Origin of the sequence: Virgibacillus halodenitrificans, assembly GCF_001878675.1 — a bacterium.
Taxonomy (GTDB): domain Bacteria; phylum Bacillota; class Bacilli; order Bacillales; family Amphibacillaceae; genus Virgibacillus_Q; species Virgibacillus_Q halodenitrificans.
Map to the genome: position 1 here is coordinate 621,580 of NZ_CP017962.1, position 19,517 is coordinate 641,096.

Here is a 19,517-nt window from a genome sequence, read left to right on the forward strand (position 1 = left end):
TTTTAACTTTAAATATAGAAAGAAATGCTAGCGTTAAAAAGTTCATCTGTTTAAAATTTTCGAAAGTTTTGATATAATTATATAGAAACTTTGTTGGGGAGATGAGTCATAGTGAACAGAGAAGAGCTAATCGCACCAAAAGATTATAATATTGTGATGGAAATGGAAAAATACGCAAAGGATCCAAGTAAGACAGCACTACTATGGGAAGATGAGCTTGGAAATGAAAAATCTATCACTTACACGCAATTAATTAAAAATACGAACAAAATTGGTAACGCTTTCCTTGATTCAGGATTAAGTAAAGGTGATAAAATACTTGTTATGATACCAAGGTTAATAGAGGCATACGAAGTTTATTTGGCAGCATTAAAAACTGGAATTATAATTATCCCGAGTTCAGAAATGCTTAAAACAAAGGATTTACAGTATAGAGTAAGACATGGAGAAGTGAGTGGTGTTGTAAGCTATTATCCGTTTGTGAATCAATATAATGGGATTAATGAATATGAACAATTGAAGAAGTTCGTCGTTGGGAATGACCAAGATGGTTGGTTGAATTTGGATGTGTTAAAAGAAGAAGCATCTGACGAATTAGATATCGCAGCAACCACAAGAGATGATATTGCTTTTCTTCCATATACATCAGGGACTACCGGCAACCCAAAAGGCGTCGTACATACACACGGTTGGGGGTATGCTCACTTCAAAACAGCAGCAGAAAATTGGTTATGTATTAATGAAGGAGATAAAGTATGGGCAACAGCGGGCCCTGGCTGGCAAAAATGGATATGGAGTCCGTTTTTATCTGTCCTTGGTTCTGGTGCGACCGGATTTGTGTATAACGGAAAATTTGATGCAAAAAAATATTTACAGCTATTGCAGGATAAAGAGATTAATGTACTGTGCTGTACACCTACGGAATATCGTATAATGGCAAAAGTGGAAAACCTGGATGAATACCAATTACCGGCTCTTCATAGTGCAGTATCTGCAGGTGAACCATTAAATGTAGAGGTTATTGATATCTTCAGAAAGTATTTTAATATTACCGTACGGGATGGTTATGGACAAACAGAAAATACATTATTACTTGGTATTATGAAAGATATGGAAGTAAGACCTGGCTCAATGGGAAAACCTACTCCAGGAAATGAGGTTGAGATTATTAATGAGAAGGGGGAGCCGGCTGAAATTGGCGAAGTTGGAGATATTGCAGTTAAGCTCAACTGTCCAGCATTATTCAAAGAATATTATAAGGATGATGAGAAAACGAAAATGTCCCGTCGTGGTGATTACTATTTAACTGGAGATCAGGCTTCCAAGGATAAGGATGGTTACTTCTGGTTTGAGGGAAGAAGTGATGATATTATCATTAGCTCTGGATATACAATCGGGCCATTCGAGGTAGAAGATGCGCTTGTAAAACACCCCTCTGTTCAAGAATGTGCTGTTGTAGCAAGCCCTGATAAGATCCGAGGTAGTGTTGTTAAAGCGTTTGTAGTTGTACGAGAAGGCGTGCAGGAGGATTCAGCTTTAGTCAAAGAACTGCAAAATCATGTGAAGGAATGGACTGCTCCATATAAGTATCCAAGAAAGATTGAGTTTTTGAGGGAATTACCTAAAACTACTTCCGGTAAAATAAGAAGAGTCGAATTGCGTAATAAAGAAAAAGTGAAAAATTAATAGAGCAGAAAACAGGTCGGATCTAAATAGATTCACCTGTTTTTTATTTAGGAAATTGTGGAATAGATAGTAGTGGGAACAAACCTAATAAAATTTTTTAAAAACCCAAAAAGAATTTTGATCAAAGTACTTGAAAGTCAAAAAAGGTCAGAGTATAATATGAATCAAAGGTCAAATATAGTCAAAGTCAAACTTATTTTATTGACCTTAGTAAACATGCTTAACAACAATTTTAGATAAATGAATTATAACTAATAGGAGGAATGGAAAATGCAATGTCAACAATGTGGAATAAATCCAGCAAGCATTAATGTTACAATGCAAATTAATAGCGAGCAGATGCAAATGCATGTATGTAATACTTGTTTCCGGGAGATCCAAGGTAAAATGATGAACCTCTCTGATTCATCATTTAGTGGAAATGCACACGATGCATTTTCTAATCAATTTTTCCAAGGTAACGGTTCTTCAAAAATGGGAACAACAACGAAACAAAAACAAGGTAATAATAATGGTCTTATTGACCAATTAGGAAAAAATCTTTCCCGTGCGGCCAATGCAGGGCTTATTGATCCTGTTATCGGTCGAGACATTGAAGTAAAACGTGTCATTGAAACATTGAATAGAAGAAATAAAAACAACCCTGTTCTTATTGGTGAACCAGGTGTAGGTAAAACAGCTATTGCGGAAGGATTGGCTTTAAAAATTTCTGAAGGCAATGTTCCTGCTAAACTAATGAACAAGGAAATATATTTATTGGATGTAGCTTCCTTGGTTGCGAATACAGGAGTACGTGGGCAATTCGAAGAGCGGATGAAGCAACTAATTCAGGAGCTGCAATCTCGACAGGACATCATCCTTTTCGTGGATGAGATTCATCTATTAGTAGGTGCCGGGACTGCTGAAAGTTCTCAAATGGACGCCGGGAATATTTTAAAGCCTGCGTTAGCAAGAGGAGAATTGCAATTAATTGGGGCAACTACATTAAAAGAGTATCGTCAAATTGAAAAAGATGCTGCATTAGAACGTCGTTTCCAACCAATTATTGTAAAAGAACCTTCCGTGGAAGAAGCAGTACAAATACTAAACGGAATAAAAGATCGTTATGAAAGCTTCCATGAAGTGCGCTATTCAGACGAGGCTATACAGTCGTTCGTAACATTATCGCAACGCTATATACAAGACCGGTTCCTACCAGACAAAGCGATTGATTTAATGGATGAAGTAGGATCTCGGCTGAATCTGAAAAATGCAGAAAAAGATTCTGATTCCATTGAACATCGATTAAATGAGATCATTAAGGAAAAAGAACAGGCTGCAGAAAAAGAGGATTACGAACGTGCAGCAAATCTTCGCTATCAGGAGATCCAACTACAAAAGCAGTATGAAAAAGCAAAAGACGAAGCACAGGTTATTGATGTAGATATTTCTGATATTGAATTGATTATTGAAGAGAAAACGGGAATACCTGTAACTAAGCTACAAGCAGAAAATCGAGAAAAGCTTAACAATATATCAGCAAATTTAGGTGCTAAAGTAATCGGACAAGAAGATGCGGTGGAAAAAGTAGCGAAAGCTATTAGACGTAGTCGTGCAGGACTGAAGTCCAAATATCGTCCAATTGGTTCCTTCTTATTTGTAGGACCGACTGGTGTAGGTAAAACTGAATTGACAAAAGCACTAGCAGAAGAACTATTTGGCACGAGGGACGCCTTGATTCGCCTTGATATGAGTGAATATATGGAAAAACATGCAGTATCTAAAATTATTGGTTCACCTCCAGGCTATGTAGGTCATGAGGAAGCAGGCCAATTAACAGAGAAAGTACGTCGTAACCCATACTCTATCTTATTATTAGATGAAATTGAAAAGGCGCATCCCGATGTACAGAATATGTTCCTACAAATTATGGAAGACGGACATCTAACAGACTCACAAGGTAGAACAGTCAGCTTTAAAGAAACTGTCATTATAATGACTAGTAATGCAGGTACTGGGGTGAAAGAAATTAGTGTCGGCTTTAATAAAGCAGCACACGAATCAGTATCTACTCTAGAGAATTTGGGAGCTTATTTTAAGCCGGAATTTCTAAACCGATTTGATGCCATTATTAACTTCAATGAACTAACAGAAGAAAACTTAATGGAAATTGTCGATCTTATGCTTGAGGATTTACAGAAAAATATGGAAGAAAGTAATATTTCCATTACCATTACACCGGAAGCAAAGCATGAGCTTGTACGAATTGGCTACGACCGCCGCTTTGGCGCAAGACCTTTACGAAGAGTAATCCAAGATAAGATTGAAGATCAGTTAACTGATTTAATTCTGGAAGAAGAAACTGTAAAAAATGTTCATGTAGACTTTATTGAAGAAGATATTATTGTAAAAAAAGCTTAATCGGTAAGTTAAAGCGCCATATGAGGAAAATCCATCCTCATGTGGCGTTTTTTTATTTCTGGTCAAAATATTTGTTTGGGTTAATCAATGTTTCGCAAAGTAGAATTATACTGCTAGGTAACATATCTGTGGTTTTACTGCAGATTAACTATAGCTATGGTTTGAATACCTAAGAAAGTTGGATCATTTATAATAAGGATTCAATTCAATTACAGGAATGAAATAAATCTCTTCTACTCATAATATGGATAGCATTGTGTGAAACTATAGCTAACCTATTATGAAGGATGGAATGATATGGTGAAAAACACCTTTTTCCTATTTATCGTTTTCTTCACAGTAATTACTCTTTTTCCGGCTTCTTCTTATGCTAAAGAAAGACAAATGGATATGGAGGTTCATTTTATAGATGTAGGCCAGGGTGATAGTATATTAATCCAAACCCCTCAGAATAAAAACATTTTAATTGATGGTGGCCCCCCAGATGCTGGTGAGAGAATCGTTTCATATTTAAAAAAGGAGGGCATCAAGAGTATAGATCTGCTTGTAGTAACACATCCCGATGTTGATCATATCGGGGGGCTTCCACATGTTATGGGTCAGATACCCATAAAAAAGATAGTGGATTCGGGCAAGCTTCACACTACCCGGACATATGGTAAATATGTTCGTCAAATTCGGAAGCAAGAAATCCCTGTACAAATAGCCAAAATTGATGACCAGCTGAAAGTGGACAGTGAACTGAAAATACAGATTCTAAATGCATTTGAGAAAATGAAAACAAATAATCAATCTTCTATTGTTTTAAAGTTAACTTATAATAAAATGGATTTTCTACTTATGAGTGATGTAGAGATAGAGCAAGAAAAGGAATTTATTAAAAAACATAATTTACAGGCGGAAATTTTAAAAGTTGCACATCATGGGTCGAATACAAGTACTTCGTTAGGTTTTTTAAAAGAGGTAAGTCCTCAAGTCGCTATATTAACGTATAGCAAGCAGAATGATTATGGGCACCCTGTTGATAGGGTAATTAGAAATTTAACCAAAGTCAATTCTTTTATTTATTCCACTGCAGCATTTGGTAATATAGTAATACGTACAGATGGCATAAATTATTTAGTTGAGCCAGAGCAACATCCAGTACAAAAAATGATCGAAGAAGTTAGTTAGTATCCTCTTATACGTAGGGGATACTTTTTTGCTGTTTTAAAATATGGTTCTAATAAATATGTTAGGGTTATTCAATAATTCGGAAAATAGATAAACTCCGAACTAACTAAGAATATAGAGGCTGCGTAAATCACCGCTACGGGGAAATATTCCGCTTTCCGTGGGCGGCTGATGAGCTTCCTCACGCTGCGCGTTCCGGGATCTCATCGAGGCCTCTCCTCCCACAGGAGTCTTCATATTTCCCCTTCGCTACTATTTACTATTATATCTACGAAGAAAAATTGCGTTCGGAAACACCCAGAATGTGCTGTGTAAGAATTTATTGGAGTGGAGGGCGGCAATCTAAGAACGTCACGTCCTGGGACTGCGCTAACTCGTCCCACCGAAAACATTTGTGGCAACGATTGCATGACCAACGTCCTTTTGGCCCGCGGCTCCTGCCGGAAAAGCATGAGCCTGAAGACCCTGCACGGAGCGTAGCGGAGGAAGCGGCTGAAGCCATGCCGGGCGGCAAAGAAGCCACTGTGAGGTAACGAGCAGATGTCGCGCTTGTACCCGGAGGTGTGAAAGCGTCCGCCTGAAACGCAAATCAATGGGGCACTTCTCCAAAATATTTCACTGAGCTTTTCATTAATAAAGTTACGTCGCAGTTTCCTCCAACTATGAAATTACTAAATACGTTTCCCCAACATTTGCAGTAGAACCTAATAAAATATAAATGGTTATAAACTAACAATTATTTTTCATTAATTTCTGAAAATAACTTGACAATTAACTTAAGAAGTTATATGGTTAGTTACATAAGTAATGAACCAAACAACGAAGGTGAGCGAATGAAAAATACTTTAGATGAAAATAAACCAATTTTTCTTCAGATTAAAGAGCAAATAGAAGACTCCATTATTAATGGAACGATGAAGCCTGAAGAAAGAGTCCCATCGACAAATGAATTTGCAGCTTACTATCAAATTAACCCGGCTACAGCTGCTAAAGGAATTAATGAACTTGTTGCTGAATCAATTCTTTATAAACGGAGAGGTGTGGGGATGTTTGTTACTAAAGATGCACAAATTATTTTAATTGAAAAGCGTAAAGAAACTTTTTATAAGAATTTTATCCGCCCATTAAAAAGCGAAGCGAAGAAATTAAAGATTTCTCCTGATCAATTAATGGAATTAATGAAGAGAGAGGAGCCTGATGATGAAAATTGAAGTGAGTAACTTAACGAAGCGCTACAAGGACAACATTGCTTTGAAAGGAGTTTCCTTCACGTTAGATGAACCTAAAATTTATGGATTGCTTGGAAGGAATGGAGCTGGGAAAACTACCTTTATGGATATACTGGCTGGGAATATCCTGGCAACAGAAGGGAAAATTCGTATTGATGGTGAAGATCCATTTGATAATCAACGATTAAATGAAGCCATTTGTTTAATAAAAGAAGGAAATAATTTTAAACGAGATTTGAAAGTTAAAAACGTACTAAAGATTTTTTCTTATTTTTATCCAAAATGGGATCAGCAATTAGCTAACGATTTGGTACGTGAGTACAAGTTAAATGTAAACGCAAAAATAAAGACATTGTCTAAAGGCATGGAATCATCATTGGGAATTATTGTAGGTCTGGCCAGCAAGGCAGCTATCACCATTTTTGATGAACCGTATATTGGCCTTGATGCCGTAGCAAGAAAGAAATTTTATGAACTGTTATTAAGGGAGTATGAGGAAGAGAAACGAATGATCATTTTTTCCACACATCTGATTGACGAGGTCAGTCTCATGTTTGAAGAGATTTTAATTTTGGAGGAAGGGAATTTAATTGTTAAAGAGGAGACCGATGTACTGCGCGAGCATACTTGTGCTGTAACTGGAAATGCAGAACAAGTGGAAAGCTTTATACAAAATAAGCGAATACTTGAAAAGAAACAAATTGCCGGTATGATGACAGCCTATATTTATGGAAACAGGGAAGAAGCTGCGGAAATAGGATTACAGGCCGAAAGTATACCTATCCAGGATTTGATGGTGTATTTAACAGATAAAAGGAAGGGAGCTTAACGATGAAAAAACAACTTAAGGGCTTATTATATTTCTATGTATCAGACTTTCGTTATTCTATGGCCATCTTTTGGACGATCTTATTAAGCATCTTAGTTTTGACAATGGCAGTAGCCTATTTTTTACTATCTATAGAAAATGGCATGATGGCTTTTTCCCTTACAGCTCCTATTTATATCTATTGTGCAATTTTAGGTTTTCTATCTGTAAAAGAAGCGATCCCTTTTTCCATTAAAATGGGAGCAACAAGAAGGAATTTGTTTATTAGTTTCGGTATCTTTTTTCTTTCTCTTTCATTATTGTTTTCCACAATTGCAAGTATGCTTCAAGAGGCTGTGAGTTATATAAATGGTATAGTTGGGATGGATAATTTTCATTTTTTACATCTGGCATATTTTTTAGAGGATACATGGTACAGTAGAATTGTTATTGATACATCCATCATGTTCTTCCTGTTTTCCGTCATGTTTATGATTGGGCTCTTATTTTATAAGTATGGGTTAGCTGGTGGAGGGAGTGTACTTGGAATTCTTATGGTTATGCTATTGCTAGGAATAGCCAAAGGATGGGTTTTTGATTTCTTTAAAGAGATATATGCAACAATTGATATCACCTATTTCCTTCAGCTAATAGGAATTGCATTTGTTATTTATCTATTGACCTATATTTTTATACGCAGAATAACTATATGGAAAGTCAAGTAGAACTGGGCCCTAACGGGAGCCCAGTTCTTTTTTTTGTATGATAATTATTGATAAAAACAGCAACAACCCAATGCATCCAGCTGTAACGGAGGAGGTAGCAATAAGCTCGGAAGGAATTTCACCAGTAAGAAGCATTGTATGAATATATTCCGAGATTTTATTTGGACTCCATGTCAAAACATGGTGAAACACTTTTGTGAGCACACTCATAGCTATAACCGTTCCAGCGGATAGAAAGGCTACCAGGCCAGGAGTGTGAAATAATGAATTATAGAATATAGAGATAGTTATTACTAATGTAAGCCAAATTCCATAGAAAAAAGTAACTTGTATTAACTGAAGCAAGGAAAACGATCCAAATAAAATATTAATATAGTACCAACTGCAAACTAAAGAAAGGAAGAGTGCTGTCCATATTAACACGAACAGGGATGCCCATTTTGCTGTAATGTAATTTGCGTAGGAAACAGGCTTCACAAGAATTAATTCAATAACCCCACTTTTTTTCTCGGAAGCGATTGAACCCATGGATATTAGCACAATTATCAAAACTCCCAAGCTGCTTAGCTGGCCTAAGCTCATCATGATAGCCTCTACCGGCGTAAATTCAGGTAATTCAAGGACAGCCCCTTCTGGTAGACCGCCTACCGATTTAATAATTTGTGGTAAATAATAATTGGAGATAGGATCCATGATAGCAATCAAAATCATTACTAGCGGAAACCAGAGCCACTTTTTATTCCGCCAGTTTTCCAGCATTTCTTTTTTAAAAAGTGCTGACCATTGCATTATCCATTCACCACCTTTATAAACAATTCTTCCAAGGAAGCTTTATTGATCGAAAAATATTCCAAGGGCCATTCTTCATGCACAGCCTTTATTAAAATATCCTTCCGTGCCTTAGAAATGTCTTCCGCCGTGAGACGGATAGTATTTTGCCCCTTGTAGCCGTTAATGATCGAGGGTATACGAAGAAGCTTTTCAAGGTAAGCAGTTGAATTGTCTTTAAATTCTATGTCAATAGTAGCAGTTTGATATTTTTGCCGTAAATCACTCAGTTTACCTGATTCAAATAGCTTACCTCTGTTTAATAAAAGTAGTTCATCGCTAATCTCTTCAGCATCTGTCAGGATATGAGTGGAAAAAAGAAGGCACATTTCTTTCTTCAATTGTTGCATCAAATTTAATATTTCTCTTCTGCCGATCGGGTCTAAAGATGACACCGGTTCATCTAGAAGCAATAATTTTGGTTTGTGAATAATGGCTTGAGCAATACCAAGGCGTTGTTTCATACCGCCGGAATATCCTGCAATTTGCCGGTTCTTAGCCTCAGCAATCCCGACTTTATCTAATAACTGATTTGCTCGCTTAGCTGCTTCTTCTTTAGATAATAAAGCAAGCCTTCCACTGTGAATGAGAAATTCGTTTCCTGTCATCCACTCATGGAAGACAGGGTGTTGTGGTAAATAACCAATATCGGAACGGAAGTCCTTCCTCTGCTCATGTTCATTAAATATAATCTCACCGGAAGTGGGTTTCAAAAGCCCTGCTAGTATACGAAGAATAGTTGTTTTTCCAGCACCATTAGGACCGAGTAAAGCAATACAAGTTTGACTAGGAAACGCGAATTCAACATCTTTCACAGCATAGGTATCCCGATATTTTTTTGATAAGTTTTTTACGGTTAACAAATTCATTTATCCTTGCCTCCTGCCAAACAGGAAATAAAGGATTGGACCAATGATATTAATGAAAAAAATTATAAGGAACCACAACCACTTAGGGCCGTTAGTTTGTGCTGTTTTTGCCAAGTCAATTAGTGCAATAATTAATAATATACCTTGAATAACAATCAATGGGGCGATGACTGCCCAGTTTATGGAACTCCAGATTTCTTGCATATTACCACTCCAATCGGTATTTTATAGTAATTTCTGTTCTATCTTCCATTCTTCGAAGCCGATAAAAGGTTAATATTTATAAATTTAATAACAAAGGTATCCCTATTGCTAAAAGAATAATAGCCAGCAATATAACCCAAGACATTGGTCTTGCCATGTTTGCCGTCCAGCCGATACCAAATCTTTTTTCTAAAAACAAGGTAGGATCATCTTTATTAAAGTAAATCTGACCTAGCTTCCAATACTTATCATCATCCCTGTCTATGGATAATTGTTGGCCTTCTGATGGTTTACTTAAACGACTTCCTCCTTGCCCAGTGGTAATCGCGAGCAAAATGGCACCAAGTGTCAACATAATAGAAATAATGATGGATAGTAATACCAACCATTTCTGGTTAATCGGAAAAATGAAGGATACTTGAATCGCAGAAAATAAAATACTCATAGCTATTCCGGAAATAACGGTATAGAGAGACCATCTTCGTCGGAAAATGATATTTCTTCTGATGGAATCCTCTGGGTTTGTTGTATGAATCTGTTGTTTCGCCTTTGCAATCATTACATTAATGAATAAGAAAAGTGATGTTAAATAGATTTGCATGATAGGTATCATAAGAACAGATCGATACGTTTTCGTCGACCAGTTAGTTACCTCTCCTGAAAAATTATATTTGGTAGGTATTCGCTCTGGTATACGATCATAAAGTTGAAAAGTGATTAAAATCATTATAAAAGCTAATACATACGCTACAATAAACCATAGATTGGAATAGGTTAGTTTTTGCCGGCGAAATTCTGTATTAATCGTGACTTGCTGGGTTCTAATTTTCACCCAATTATTTTGATCTTTTAGTTGTTTCATTTGTTTGTGAAAGTGAATATAAATGAAAAAACTACTAATAATGTACAAGATAAGTAGGCCACTAAAAAATAAGCTGATTTTCTTTTCTGTGTCGAGAGTAGTAGCTGATAAAATAAATACGATTGTTACCACTATACTCAGAATCCCAGTCCACCAGGCATAACTTTTGCGCATTTTCTTTAGCTCATTGTTAAAATATACTTCTTCCGGGATGGACACCCCAAAACTTTCAGTCTTTCTGGTCCAGTACGGGATAAAAATAATCGAAATATAAACAGGAATCTGGATAACTAGCAAAAGAAGGATTGGTATCACTTCCATTTAATTTCCCTGCCTTTCTGTCATAAATTCTTTATATAAATCACTACAAACATTTAAAAAGGCTTGCTCATCCATTTCTCTGCAGATTGATTCAGAGATTAGAGGACGTAGCTTATGTGAAAGCTGCTTTATATAAGCAGTAGTTGCTGAAGGTACACCCTCAGGGTTTACTACGACACCCTTTTGCCGGTGAATTAAAATAAATCCTTCCTGTTTCAACTGTTGATACGATTTATTAACTGTATGAAGATTTACCCCAATATCTGAAGCGAGAGAACGCACAGATGGTAAGTCTTCGCCAGGTTTCAACTGGCCTTTGGCAATCCCTTCAATTATTTGATGGATTAATTGTAAATATATTGGTTCCTTGGATTCAAAATCCAATTGTATAAGCAACTTATGCCACACCCTTTACGTTGTGTTATCTGTTATATTTAATGTATAACAGATAACACAGAGTGTCAAGGGAAATTTATTCTCTATAAAAAGGTTGAATTTATAGGCATGCCTAAGGGTGGGAGGCGGTATTGGATAATGCGAAGTAGTGAAGGAGACAATCGGCAGGAGAGCAAAAGTATCCGCCGGAGGAGAAATAAATCAGCAGGAGGGCAAGATAATCTGCCATACATTTTTTTAAGTAATTCTTTATGGTCTTCCAAGTCAGTTCAGTTTTTCTATTTTACCAATCATTGGGTAATTCCAACATATATACCAAAAAAAAGATCGAGCTGAAATTTTTTTCAGCTCGACCTTTTAAATTTGCTCTATTTGATCAATGAGTTCACTTAGAAGATTATGTATGGATTGTTGTTTTCTATTTGATAATTCTTTTAAACGATAAATATCTTTTTTTAGCTTAGGATGTGTCATCAGATATTCAACAAGTTCTACTACATCTTCATCAAAACTCTTTGAGGATGAACTATAGATTCGTTTGAAATCCTTTAATAAATCGTCTCGAAAAGTATGATTACCAGTAAGATGATCAAGTGATACACTAAATAAATTGCTCAGCTTAATAAGTGCATTCACATCTGGAGTAACAGTATTACTCTCCCACTTAGCAACGACAGAACGGGAGGTTGATAACTTTTCAGCTAATTCCTTTTGCGTCCAATTCTGTTGGTCCCTAAAAAACCTTATATTATACGATATTTGATCAACACTCATGTTATCACACTCAGTTATTTTAAAAGTTTATATGCTCGTAGTTCATTTTAATCGTATCATGTAAAAGGGTGAGCACTGTTAAATATTTGTTCTAAATAATAACATATAGTAAAATGTACTAAATAAGAACTGAGGAGGGGATATAATTGACCAGTTGTATAATCATTAAGCATGAGGATATTACTAGCTTAGCTATATGTAAGGTTTTGCGACTTATTTTTTACGAAGAAGATTTTGAAATTGAAATACAGGATAAAGAAACGTTACATATTTATTTATGGAACGTCAAGAAAACAGTTATTTGGCAAACAGTACTACAGTTTATTTCCTCACAGCTTTCTGTTGGTTATGGATTTGGTTCGAATATTTACGAAGCATATGCAGCAGCAAATGTTTCTCTACAGAAAACAACAAAGATTGTTTATCCACAGGCATAACAGCTTCAAAGTTAATTCTCCTTAGTTATTCATAAAAGTTATCCCCGTTATCCACAGATATACACAACTCTGCGATGAAATAATGTTGATAACTTATACTTATTACAGTAGGCTTTCTTAGCGTTTATACACAGCCTGTGTATAAATGTGGATAAAAAAGGAAGCTGGTTTTTATCCACGGCTTCCTTTTTTAGATAACTGTCTATATACTTGGTCAGCTTGCTTAAATTCCTTTTGGTAAAGCACTTCTTGGGTTTTGGAGAGAAAACGTTCTCTTTGGTTTCCCTTTGAACTTTGTTTCATACAATCACCCTATCTTTTTAAAATAAAAAGTTCGGTCAATGTCCAGCACCAATGTCTGACTATGCAAAGTCTTTAACATGTTTTGGTGAGGCCACTTGCGCTTTCTTATATAGGATGGGTAGATATAAAGAAAAATATACTATTACATTGCATCTTCTTCTGTTAGGTTACTTTCTGAGTTGGCAAATTGTTGATATGCAAGATAGTGATCTTTAGTAATAATAAATAAATCATACACATCAGCCTGTTTATTAATCTGATTATACACATGTGGATAAGTTGCGTTTGCAAGTGCAGCATAAGGTAATTTAAGTACTGCCCCTAAGGATCGCTTATTCGTTTTACGTACTTTCATAAAGATACCTTCAATGTCGTGAACATAAAATAATTCATCAAAAAATTGTTCCTTTGCCACTTTGTTATAACCCTTTCCGAAATAGGGCTGACCAATCCATGTTGCTAAAAATCCATGATTATTTTGTATGTCGAATAAATTGATTGTGCCAATAGGATGATAGTTTTCATCAGTAATGGTCCGGGAAATAAGCTCACCATTTTCTTCGGCTTCCATTGTTTGTTTCGTAACGAAATAAAATTCATCGCTTGAAGCTGCTTTATGTCTTACATAGGGAAAGACGTCCGGGTGAGACATCAACTGGTATAATACTGGCACTTCATGCAAATCACGCTTTTTTAACATAAAAAATACCCTCCTACATCCAGGTGGGTATGCTACATATCCTTTAAGGAAATCTAGTCAGCGCCCACCCTCGAATTTTTAGTTAACGTTCAACAAAAATTCGGGGTGGGAATCGAACCCACTAGAACCAGCAGAAGCTGGTGGCGCACCATTTGCCTTCCCTATTTAATTTACACGTTTTATGTTTTATAAATTTCATCTCTTTCGTAATTTATGCTTTAAGCATTAAATTTGGTACTTTTATTTTACACATTATTATTGAAAAAGGGAATAACTTTTTTTGTCAAAATGAATATTTTTTTGTGGAAAAATAAATGAATAATTATCAAGTTATTTATTAAAGTCTTGGTGTCTTTGCTTAATATGTTGTAAGGCTTCTTTAAGATAAGGAAAGCTAAATTCGAATTGGTTATCGAGTGCCTTCTGAGGCAATACATATTGTCCTTTATTGACTAAAATCGCCATTTCTCCAACAACAAGCCTGATGAGTGGTGAAGGTACTGGCAACCAGTAAGGACGATGCAACACATTGGCAAGTGAACGCATGAAATCTTTGTTTCTTTTAGGATGGGGAGAAGTTACATTAATTGGTCCTTTCATTTCTTTATTGAAAATACAAAACTCAAGTAGTCTAACAACATCCTCAACATGAACCCATGAAAGCCACTGCTCTCCATTGCCGATTTTTCCTCCCGCAAACAATTTTACGGGGAGCTGCATATAAGGGAGGGAGCCTTCTTCACCTAATATTACCCCAAATCGGGTATAGACAGTGCGAATATCAAAGTCCTCAGCTTTTTTTGCAGCCTTTTCCCACTGAGTAGTAACATGGGCCAGAAAGTCATTACCCGATTGTTTCGTAGCTTCAGTAAATATGAGGTCCTCTGAAGTCCCATAATAACCGACTGCTGAACCGCTAATAAGAACATCCGGCTTTGTTTTCATTTTCTGAAGCAAATCTATAACGTGATTAGTTGTGTTAATGCGACTGGATAGAATGGCATCCTTCTTCTTTTTTGACCAATATCCGAATAAGGATTCTCCTGCCAAGTTCACTACCGCATGTATAACAGGGAGCTTCTCCGCAGGATAATCATAGCCAATGAATGTGGAGAGATTTGTGTTCTCTTTATTTTCAGGAGATCTGGTAAGTATGTACGTATGGTGATCCTTTTTATGCAGTGATGCAGTAAGGTGCTTTCCAACAAATCCTGTTCCTCCGGTTATTAATATGTTCATTTTTTGTCACCTGCCCTATGCTATTAATACTAAATCTTCGTTCTATTATATGCTATTTTTCGATTCTTATTGTAGTGTCCGGGTAATCTATACATGTTACTATAGGGAAAGGGGGTGAGGTGTTTATGAAGATTTCCCGAATCACTACACAAAAGAAAAATAAGAATCGGTATAATATCTTTTTGGATGATGGTCAAAAAGAAACGTATGGATTTAGTGTGGATGAAGCCATCTTAGTTGAGTATCAGCTACGTAAAAATATGGGGCTGGATGCTTCTACGATTGAGATGCTTGTCCAAAAAGATACGATACATAAATCATATACCCAAACGATCAACTTTTTAAGCTACCGTATGCGTACAAAAAAAGAAATCCGAGATTATTTGCTAAAGAAGGAAGTCGATGAGGAACACATACCTGTTATTATGGAAAAACTGGAAAAAGAGAATTTGATTGATGATCGTCAATTTGCTGACATGTTTGTACGATCTCGAATCAATACATCTTCTAAAGGTCCCATGCTCATAAAAAAAGAACTGATAGAAAAGGGAGTGGCAGCGGATATTGCTGGCCAAGCGACAGAAAGTTATTCTTTTGAGAAGCAATATGAAAAAGTCCTTAAATGGATTAACAAAAGAATGAATCAAAAGAAAAAGGATTCTTATCGCAAACAATTACAGCAAGCACAGGCTAACCTGGTTCAAAAAGGATTTACACAGGAAGTGATCCAAGAGGCAATAGCGAACATGGAAGAGACTAAAGATGGAGATGCTGAATGGGAGGCTGTTTTATACCAAGGAGAAAAATTGTGGCACAAGCACTCCAGAAAAGAAGAAGGGTATTATCTTCGCAACAAAGTAAAAGAAGGCTTATACCGCAAAGGCTTTTCCCTGGAATTAATCAATCGCTTTTTGGATGAAAAGGCGGAGGGAGAATGAAAGTTTGCTAAAAGAAAAAGGATGCACGACTTTGTACATCCTTAACTGCAATTCCTATTTGTCGATAATTATTTCCTTCCTGCCGTCATCCTGCTCAATGATTTTTTTCGCTACAGATTGAGGACTTTGCAGACCGGAAGCATCCTTCACATGGGTCGAATCCTTCCAAAAAGGTGTATTCATTCCGCCCATATAAACAGATGTGATTGTATGTTCCTCATGTTCCCACTCTTTCTGGAGGCTTTCCGTAAATCCCCGAATTGCAAATTTACTTGCGCAATATAATGATTCATTCTTTTTACCACGTAACCCTGCAGTAGATATGACTGTCAATATTCTTCCTTTACTTTCTTTAATAAGTGGAGCAGCTGACTGAACGGTAAAAATCGTTCCCTTTACGTTTGTATCAAGAATGTTCTCAATTTCTTCTAATGTATAATTATTTAGAGGGCCAAAAATACCTGTTCCTGCATTATTGATAAACAGGTCAAGCCGACCAATTTGTTGGAAGGCAACACTCACAGAAGCCTGTTCTCTAACATCACAAAGAATAACTTCTGCTTGACCACCAGCTTGCATTATTTTTTCTTTCACGATTTGTAGTTTTGTATCTGTTCTGCCGAGTAAAAATAGTTTATACCCTTTCGCGGCATATTCAATTGCCAAGGCTCTTCCTAACCCTGTACCTGCACCTGTAATAGCTGCATTTGGCATTATATCCCTCCTGTAGTATAGAAATACCAGTTCTTATTTAGAAAACATTATTCCCATTGTCTTAAACAATTGGTAAAATGTAAAATGATAGGTAGAGAGGGGTGTTAATGATGGCAAATAATTATAGATATAGTGATTATACAATAGAACAATTAAGAGCAGAGATCGGCAAGTTAAAGGAGAAGGCACAGAAAGCGGAGCAGCTTGGCAATGTTTCAGAAGTGGCAATAAATGAACGAAAGATGCAGGTTGCCTTAGCCTACACTTTAAATCCTGAGGAGTTTATCCCGGGAGAGGTTTATGGGCTGAAGAATGATCCAGGTTATACATTTAAAATAAATTATGTGAACGGAGTCTTTGCTTGGGGGCATAGAAGAAATCTCCTTCAGGAAGAATTCAAAGAAGAAGAAGCAATTCCTATTTCTTTATTGGAAGAAGCGAAATAGAAGATCTCAATTATTGAGGAGACGATACATCCAAGTAGGGATTTACGAAGTGGAAGCTTGTTGCCGGTAAGTTATAATCAATTTAGAGCTGAAAATAACAAAACAGCAGGTGGCTTGCCTGCTGTTTCATATTTAAGATTTTCTTTATCAAGTTGTGAAAAGAAGATCAATCAAGATCGCTATGTGGGACAACCCTGGTTCGCCTTGCTTATTGAGTCGCAGTTTGTATGTTGTTAAACAGGCGCGTCTGTTTTTATATTTATACCGGAGATTCTTCTACATATAATTTGCTCTGTAGTTTCTTTTCAGAGAAAATCCATCCTGTGTAGGAGCTGATGATGTTCATATTATCACTAATTTGTACTACCGCAACGAAAGGGTAATAGCCTTTAGAACGGTAACGCAAATCAATAAATCGAACCTCGGTAAAATCATCATAATCGTTGATCTCCCAACGGTAAACAGGGGAAAAGGATAAAAATGCTGAAATGTTTTTATCTGTTAATGCCTTATTCATTATTTCTGTTTCCGGAAGGGGTTTCTTAATAAACTCATCTACAATTTCGATATGGCCGTTTTCTACTGCACCAACATAGAACTTCGATTTTGTCGTTATCGCTACACGCCAGTAGTTCTGCTTTATTGTTGGCGAGGTTGCAATTTTTTCTGTTTCAGGAAAATAGCTTTTAACTTTTTTAACAATTTCCCTTTTATCTAGATATCTTTTAATATAATAAAGGAAAATTACCGAGTAGATAATTAACCACGTATATCCAGGGTTCGCCCCAAGTGCCCATACGCAAATCCCTGCTATATGCAGGATAAATATATATGGATCAAATGTGTTAATAAAACCATGGGCTACCCATTTATTTGTAAACGGCCGATATGCTTGTGTCCCATATGCATTGAATATATCTACGAATACATGGAGTATTACTGCTAAGGCGGTCCATAACCATAAGTTGAAAAACTCTACTTGTGGCACAAACAAATGTATAATACTTGAAATAAGGATGCCCCACATAATAACAGCAGGCAGAGAATGAGTTACTCCCCGGTGATGACGTATATAAGTGGCGTTATTTTTTAATTTTAAAACGGTATCAAAATCAGGTGCATGAGAACCTACAATTGTTCCCACGAGAACTGCATTAAATAATGCTGGATCACTTTGAACGGCAGGATCTAATGTAGCAATGCCGCCAAGTGCTACACCCATTACGATATGTGTGCCAGTATCCATTAAAAAGGTCCTCCTCCAGTGGTAGGGTTAATATTTAAAATTTGTTCAAAATTGTTTTCTTAGAAAGTTAGACAGTATTAAGTACAAGTAGAAAATATATATTTTTATTGTACCATATAGGAAGTGATTTTATGATTAATAAAAGCTTACAAAACATTGACATTACGCGTTTTCAAAGAAATTTAGTTAATTGGTATAAGATCAATCAACGGGATTTGCCCTGGAGAATGAATCAAGATCCTTACCGTGTTTGGGTTTCTGAAATTATGCTTCAGCAAACAAAAGTAGACACAGTTATTCCCTATTTCCATCGCTTCATGGAAAAGTTCCCCGCGCTGGAAGATTTAGCTGCTGCGGACGAACAGGAAGTCCTGAAAGCATGGGAGGGTTTAGGATACTATTCCCGAGCACGGAACCTGCAAAACGCCGTCCGTGAAGTAGTAGCAGAATATGGGGGAGAAGTTCCTTCTGATCCAAAAGATCTTGGGGCATTAAAAGGAGTGGGCCCTTATACAAAAGGGGCTATTCTATCTATTGCATTCAATCAAGCTGAGCCTGCAGTCGATGGAAATGTGATGCGGGTTTTTTCTCGTGTGCTTCGAATAGAAGAGGATATAACGCTGCAACGGACCAAGAAGCTTTTTGAAATCTATGTAAAAGAGATGATTGATAAAGATGATCCTTCCTCTTTTAACCAAGCCGTGATGGAACTAGGGGCTCTCATTTGTACACCTAAAGCGCCAGCATGTCTATTTTGTCCTGTTCAAGAACAATGCAGTGCTTTTGCTGAAGGTATTCAGGAAGAATTGCCGATAAAGAAAAAAGCAAAAAAACAAAAGACACTTCCATATATTGTTCCTTTAATAAAGAATACTAGCGATCAATATCTGATTGAAAAGCGGCCGGATCAAGGTTTGTTAGCAAATCTATGGCAATTTCCTATGGTCCCGAAAGAAGAAGTGGATAACCTGGGAAATTGGTTTTACAATGAATATGGAATATCGATTGAATTAGACCGTAAAGTTGGTAATTTGAAACATGTTTTTTCTCATATTATATGGGAACTGGATATTTATGAAGCATCCACAACTGTTGAAAGACTCTTAGGAAACGATATTCGCTTTGTTTCCAAGGAAGAGATGTCCGCATACCCATTCCCCGTCTCTCATCAAAAAATGATGGATTACTTATAAGAGGCTGGGATAAAATTTTATACATT

Annotated in this window: 21 protein-coding genes; 10 read left to right on the forward strand and 11 right to left on the reverse strand. The window is 36.5% G+C overall.

Translation table 11 applies throughout. The features are described 5' to 3' along the window. Window positions 1-111: 111 nt before the first annotated feature. The 6 genes from mbcS to BME96_RS03210 all read left to right on the forward strand — a co-directional run bounded on the left by mbcS (window position 112) and on the right by BME96_RS03210 (window position 8,021). Window positions 112-1,686, forward strand: a complete 1,575-nt coding sequence (gene mbcS / locus BME96_RS03185; protein ID WP_071648256.1) for an acyl-CoA synthetase MbcS — start codon at window positions 112-114, stop codon at window positions 1,684-1,686. A gap of 270 nt (window positions 1,687-1,956) precedes the next feature. Continuing rightward, on the forward strand, window positions 1,957-4,086 hold the full coding sequence (locus BME96_RS03190; protein ID WP_060680224.1) for an ATP-dependent Clp protease ATP-binding subunit: 2,130 nt from the start codon (window positions 1,957-1,959) through the stop codon (window positions 4,084-4,086). A gap of 297 nt (window positions 4,087-4,383) precedes the next feature. Then, the gene (locus tag BME96_RS03195) at window positions 4,384-5,259 is read left to right on the forward strand and encodes a ComEC/Rec2 family competence protein (RefSeq protein WP_019376992.1); all 876 of its coding nucleotides are present in this window, start codon (window positions 4,384-4,386) and stop codon (window positions 5,257-5,259) included. An 833-nt stretch (window positions 5,260-6,092) separates the two neighbouring features. After that, entirely contained in the window at window positions 6,093-6,470 is a 378-nt protein-coding gene (locus BME96_RS03200) for a GntR family transcriptional regulator (protein ID WP_071649938.1), read from the forward strand. Then, window positions 6,457-7,317 (forward strand): ATP-binding cassette domain-containing protein, encoded by an 861-nt coding sequence (locus BME96_RS03205; RefSeq protein WP_083547402.1) that lies wholly within the window; start codon window positions 6,457-6,459, stop codon window positions 7,315-7,317. Before BME96_RS03200 ends, BME96_RS03205 begins: the two co-directional genes overlap by 14 nt. Before the next feature lie 2 nt (window positions 7,318-7,319). Next, window positions 7,320-8,021, forward strand: coding sequence for a hypothetical protein (locus BME96_RS03210; RefSeq protein WP_019375443.1), 702 nt, complete (start codon window positions 7,320-7,322; stop codon window positions 8,019-8,021). A gap of 9 nt (window positions 8,022-8,030) precedes the next feature. On the opposite strand, the gene BME96_RS03215 is transcribed toward BME96_RS03210, so the two are convergent. The 6 genes from BME96_RS03215 to BME96_RS03240 form a co-directional block, all read right to left on the reverse strand. After that, window positions 8,031-8,810, reverse strand: a complete 780-nt coding sequence (locus tag BME96_RS03215; RefSeq protein WP_019375444.1) for an ABC transporter permease — start codon at window positions 8,808-8,810, stop codon at window positions 8,031-8,033. Then, window positions 8,810-9,718, reverse strand: coding sequence for an ABC transporter ATP-binding protein (locus BME96_RS03220; RefSeq protein WP_071648258.1), 909 nt, complete (start codon window positions 9,716-9,718; stop codon window positions 8,810-8,812). Before BME96_RS03220 ends, BME96_RS03215 begins: the two co-directional genes overlap by 1 nt. Continuing rightward, a complete protein-coding gene (locus tag BME96_RS03225) occupies window positions 9,719-9,922 on the reverse strand; it encodes a PLDc N-terminal domain-containing protein (protein ID WP_019375446.1) in 204 nt (67 codons plus the stop codon). Window positions 9,923-9,998: 76 nt separating this feature from the next. Next, window positions 9,999-11,105, reverse strand: coding sequence for a DUF1648 domain-containing protein (locus BME96_RS03230; RefSeq protein WP_019375447.1), 1,107 nt, complete (start codon window positions 11,103-11,105; stop codon window positions 9,999-10,001). Continuing rightward, complete coding sequence (locus tag BME96_RS03235; RefSeq protein ID WP_019375448.1) at window positions 11,106-11,501, reverse strand: GntR family transcriptional regulator; 396 nt, start codon at window positions 11,499-11,501, stop codon at window positions 11,106-11,108. Between the two features lie 357 nt (window positions 11,502-11,858). Further along, window positions 11,859-12,275 carry a helix-turn-helix domain-containing protein gene (locus tag BME96_RS03240; RefSeq protein ID WP_019375449.1) on the reverse strand — a complete coding sequence of 139 codons (417 nt, stop codon included), beginning with the start codon at window positions 12,273-12,275 and terminating at the stop codon, window positions 11,859-11,861. Window positions 12,276-12,421: 146 nt separating this feature from the next. Here BME96_RS03240 and BME96_RS03245 point away from each other — a divergent pair, with 146 nt between their 5' ends. Then, window positions 12,422-12,712, forward strand: a complete 291-nt coding sequence (locus BME96_RS03245; protein WP_019375450.1) for a hypothetical protein — start codon at window positions 12,422-12,424, stop codon at window positions 12,710-12,712. Between the two features lie 171 nt (window positions 12,713-12,883). On the opposite strand, the gene BME96_RS19500 is transcribed toward BME96_RS03245, so the two are convergent. The 3 genes from BME96_RS19500 to BME96_RS03255 form a co-directional block, all read right to left on the reverse strand. Further along, a complete protein-coding gene (locus tag BME96_RS19500; RefSeq protein WP_019375451.1) occupies window positions 12,884-13,015 on the reverse strand; it encodes a YfhE family protein in 132 nt (43 codons plus the stop codon). Window positions 13,016-13,157: 142 nt separating this feature from the next. Then, the gene (locus BME96_RS03250) at window positions 13,158-13,715 is read right to left on the reverse strand and encodes a GNAT family N-acetyltransferase (RefSeq protein ID WP_019375452.1); all 558 of its coding nucleotides are present in this window, start codon (window positions 13,713-13,715) and stop codon (window positions 13,158-13,160) included. A gap of 330 nt (window positions 13,716-14,045) precedes the next feature. Continuing rightward, a complete protein-coding gene (locus BME96_RS03255) occupies window positions 14,046-14,954 on the reverse strand; it encodes a TIGR01777 family oxidoreductase (protein ID WP_071648259.1) in 909 nt (302 codons plus the stop codon). A gap of 125 nt (window positions 14,955-15,079) precedes the next feature. Between BME96_RS03255 and recX the strand changes: the two genes are divergently transcribed. After that, entirely contained in the window at window positions 15,080-15,892 is an 813-nt protein-coding gene (gene recX, locus BME96_RS03260; RefSeq protein ID WP_071648260.1) for a recombination regulator RecX, read from the forward strand. A gap of 54 nt (window positions 15,893-15,946) precedes the next feature. Here the strand turns inward: recX and BME96_RS03265 are convergent, their stop codons facing one another. After that, complete coding sequence (locus BME96_RS03265) at window positions 15,947-16,606, reverse strand: SDR family NAD(P)-dependent oxidoreductase (protein ID WP_060680241.1); 660 nt, start codon at window positions 16,604-16,606, stop codon at window positions 15,947-15,949. Window positions 16,607-16,713: 107 nt separating this feature from the next. Between BME96_RS03265 and BME96_RS03270 the strand changes: the two genes are divergently transcribed. Beyond that, entirely contained in the window at window positions 16,714-17,052 is a 339-nt protein-coding gene (locus BME96_RS03270) for a YfhH family protein (protein ID WP_060680243.1), read from the forward strand. A gap of 259 nt (window positions 17,053-17,311) precedes the next feature. On the opposite strand, the gene BME96_RS03275 is transcribed toward BME96_RS03270, so the two are convergent. Beyond that, on the reverse strand, window positions 17,312-18,298 hold the full coding sequence (locus tag BME96_RS03275; RefSeq protein ID WP_019375457.1) for a metal-dependent hydrolase: 987 nt from the start codon (window positions 18,296-18,298) through the stop codon (window positions 17,312-17,314). A gap of 131 nt (window positions 18,299-18,429) precedes the next feature. Between BME96_RS03275 and mutY the strand changes: the two genes are divergently transcribed. Continuing rightward, window positions 18,430-19,491 carry an A/G-specific adenine glycosylase gene (mutY, locus tag BME96_RS03280; protein ID WP_060680245.1) on the forward strand — a complete coding sequence of 354 codons (1,062 nt, stop codon included), beginning with the start codon at window positions 18,430-18,432 and terminating at the stop codon, window positions 19,489-19,491. Window positions 19,492-19,517: the final 26 nt, after the last annotated feature.

Coding starts and splice junctions, on each gene's coding strand:
- recX (WP_071648260.1), top strand. CDS start 15,080: ATGAAGATTTCCCGAATCACTACACAAAAGAAAAATAAGAATCGGTAT.
- BME96_RS03220 (WP_071648258.1), bottom strand. CDS start 9,718: ATGAATTTGTTAACCGTAAAAAACTTATCAAAAAAATATCGGGATACC.
- BME96_RS03205 (WP_083547402.1), top strand. CDS start 6,457: ATGATGAAAATTGAAGTGAGTAACTTAACGAAGCGCTACAAGGACAAC.
- BME96_RS03275 (WP_019375457.1), bottom strand. CDS start 18,298: ATGGATACTGGCACACATATCGTAATGGGTGTAGCACTTGGCGGCATT.
- BME96_RS03230 (WP_019375447.1), bottom strand. CDS start 11,105: ATGGAAGTGATACCAATCCTTCTTTTGCTAGTTATCCAGATTCCTGTT.
- BME96_RS03240 (WP_019375449.1), bottom strand. CDS start 12,275: ATGAGTGTTGATCAAATATCGTATAATATAAGGTTTTTTAGGGACCAA.
- BME96_RS03265 (WP_060680241.1), bottom strand. CDS start 16,606: ATGCCAAATGCAGCTATTACAGGTGCAGGTACAGGGTTAGGAAGAGCC.
- BME96_RS03225 (WP_019375446.1), bottom strand. CDS start 9,922: ATGCAAGAAATCTGGAGTTCCATAAACTGGGCAGTCATCGCCCCATTG.
- BME96_RS03215 (WP_019375444.1), bottom strand. CDS start 8,810: ATGCAATGGTCAGCACTTTTTAAAAAAGAAATGCTGGAAAACTGGCGG.
- BME96_RS19500 (WP_019375451.1), bottom strand. CDS start 13,015: ATGAAACAAAGTTCAAAGGGAAACCAAAGAGAACGTTTTCTCTCCAAA.
- BME96_RS03190 (WP_060680224.1), top strand. CDS start 1,957: ATGCAATGTCAACAATGTGGAATAAATCCAGCAAGCATTAATGTTACA.
- BME96_RS03200 (WP_071649938.1), top strand. CDS start 6,093: ATGAAAAATACTTTAGATGAAAATAAACCAATTTTTCTTCAGATTAAA.
- BME96_RS03195 (WP_019376992.1), top strand. CDS start 4,384: ATGGTGAAAAACACCTTTTTCCTATTTATCGTTTTCTTCACAGTAATT.
- BME96_RS03210 (WP_019375443.1), top strand. CDS start 7,320: ATGAAAAAACAACTTAAGGGCTTATTATATTTCTATGTATCAGACTTT.
- BME96_RS03250 (WP_019375452.1), bottom strand. CDS start 13,715: ATGTTAAAAAAGCGTGATTTGCATGAAGTGCCAGTATTATACCAGTTG.
- BME96_RS03270 (WP_060680243.1), top strand. CDS start 16,714: ATGATGGCAAATAATTATAGATATAGTGATTATACAATAGAACAATTA.
- BME96_RS03255 (WP_071648259.1), bottom strand. CDS start 14,954: ATGAACATATTAATAACCGGAGGAACAGGATTTGTTGGAAAGCACCTT.
- mutY (WP_060680245.1), top strand. CDS start 18,430: ATGATTAATAAAAGCTTACAAAACATTGACATTACGCGTTTTCAAAGA.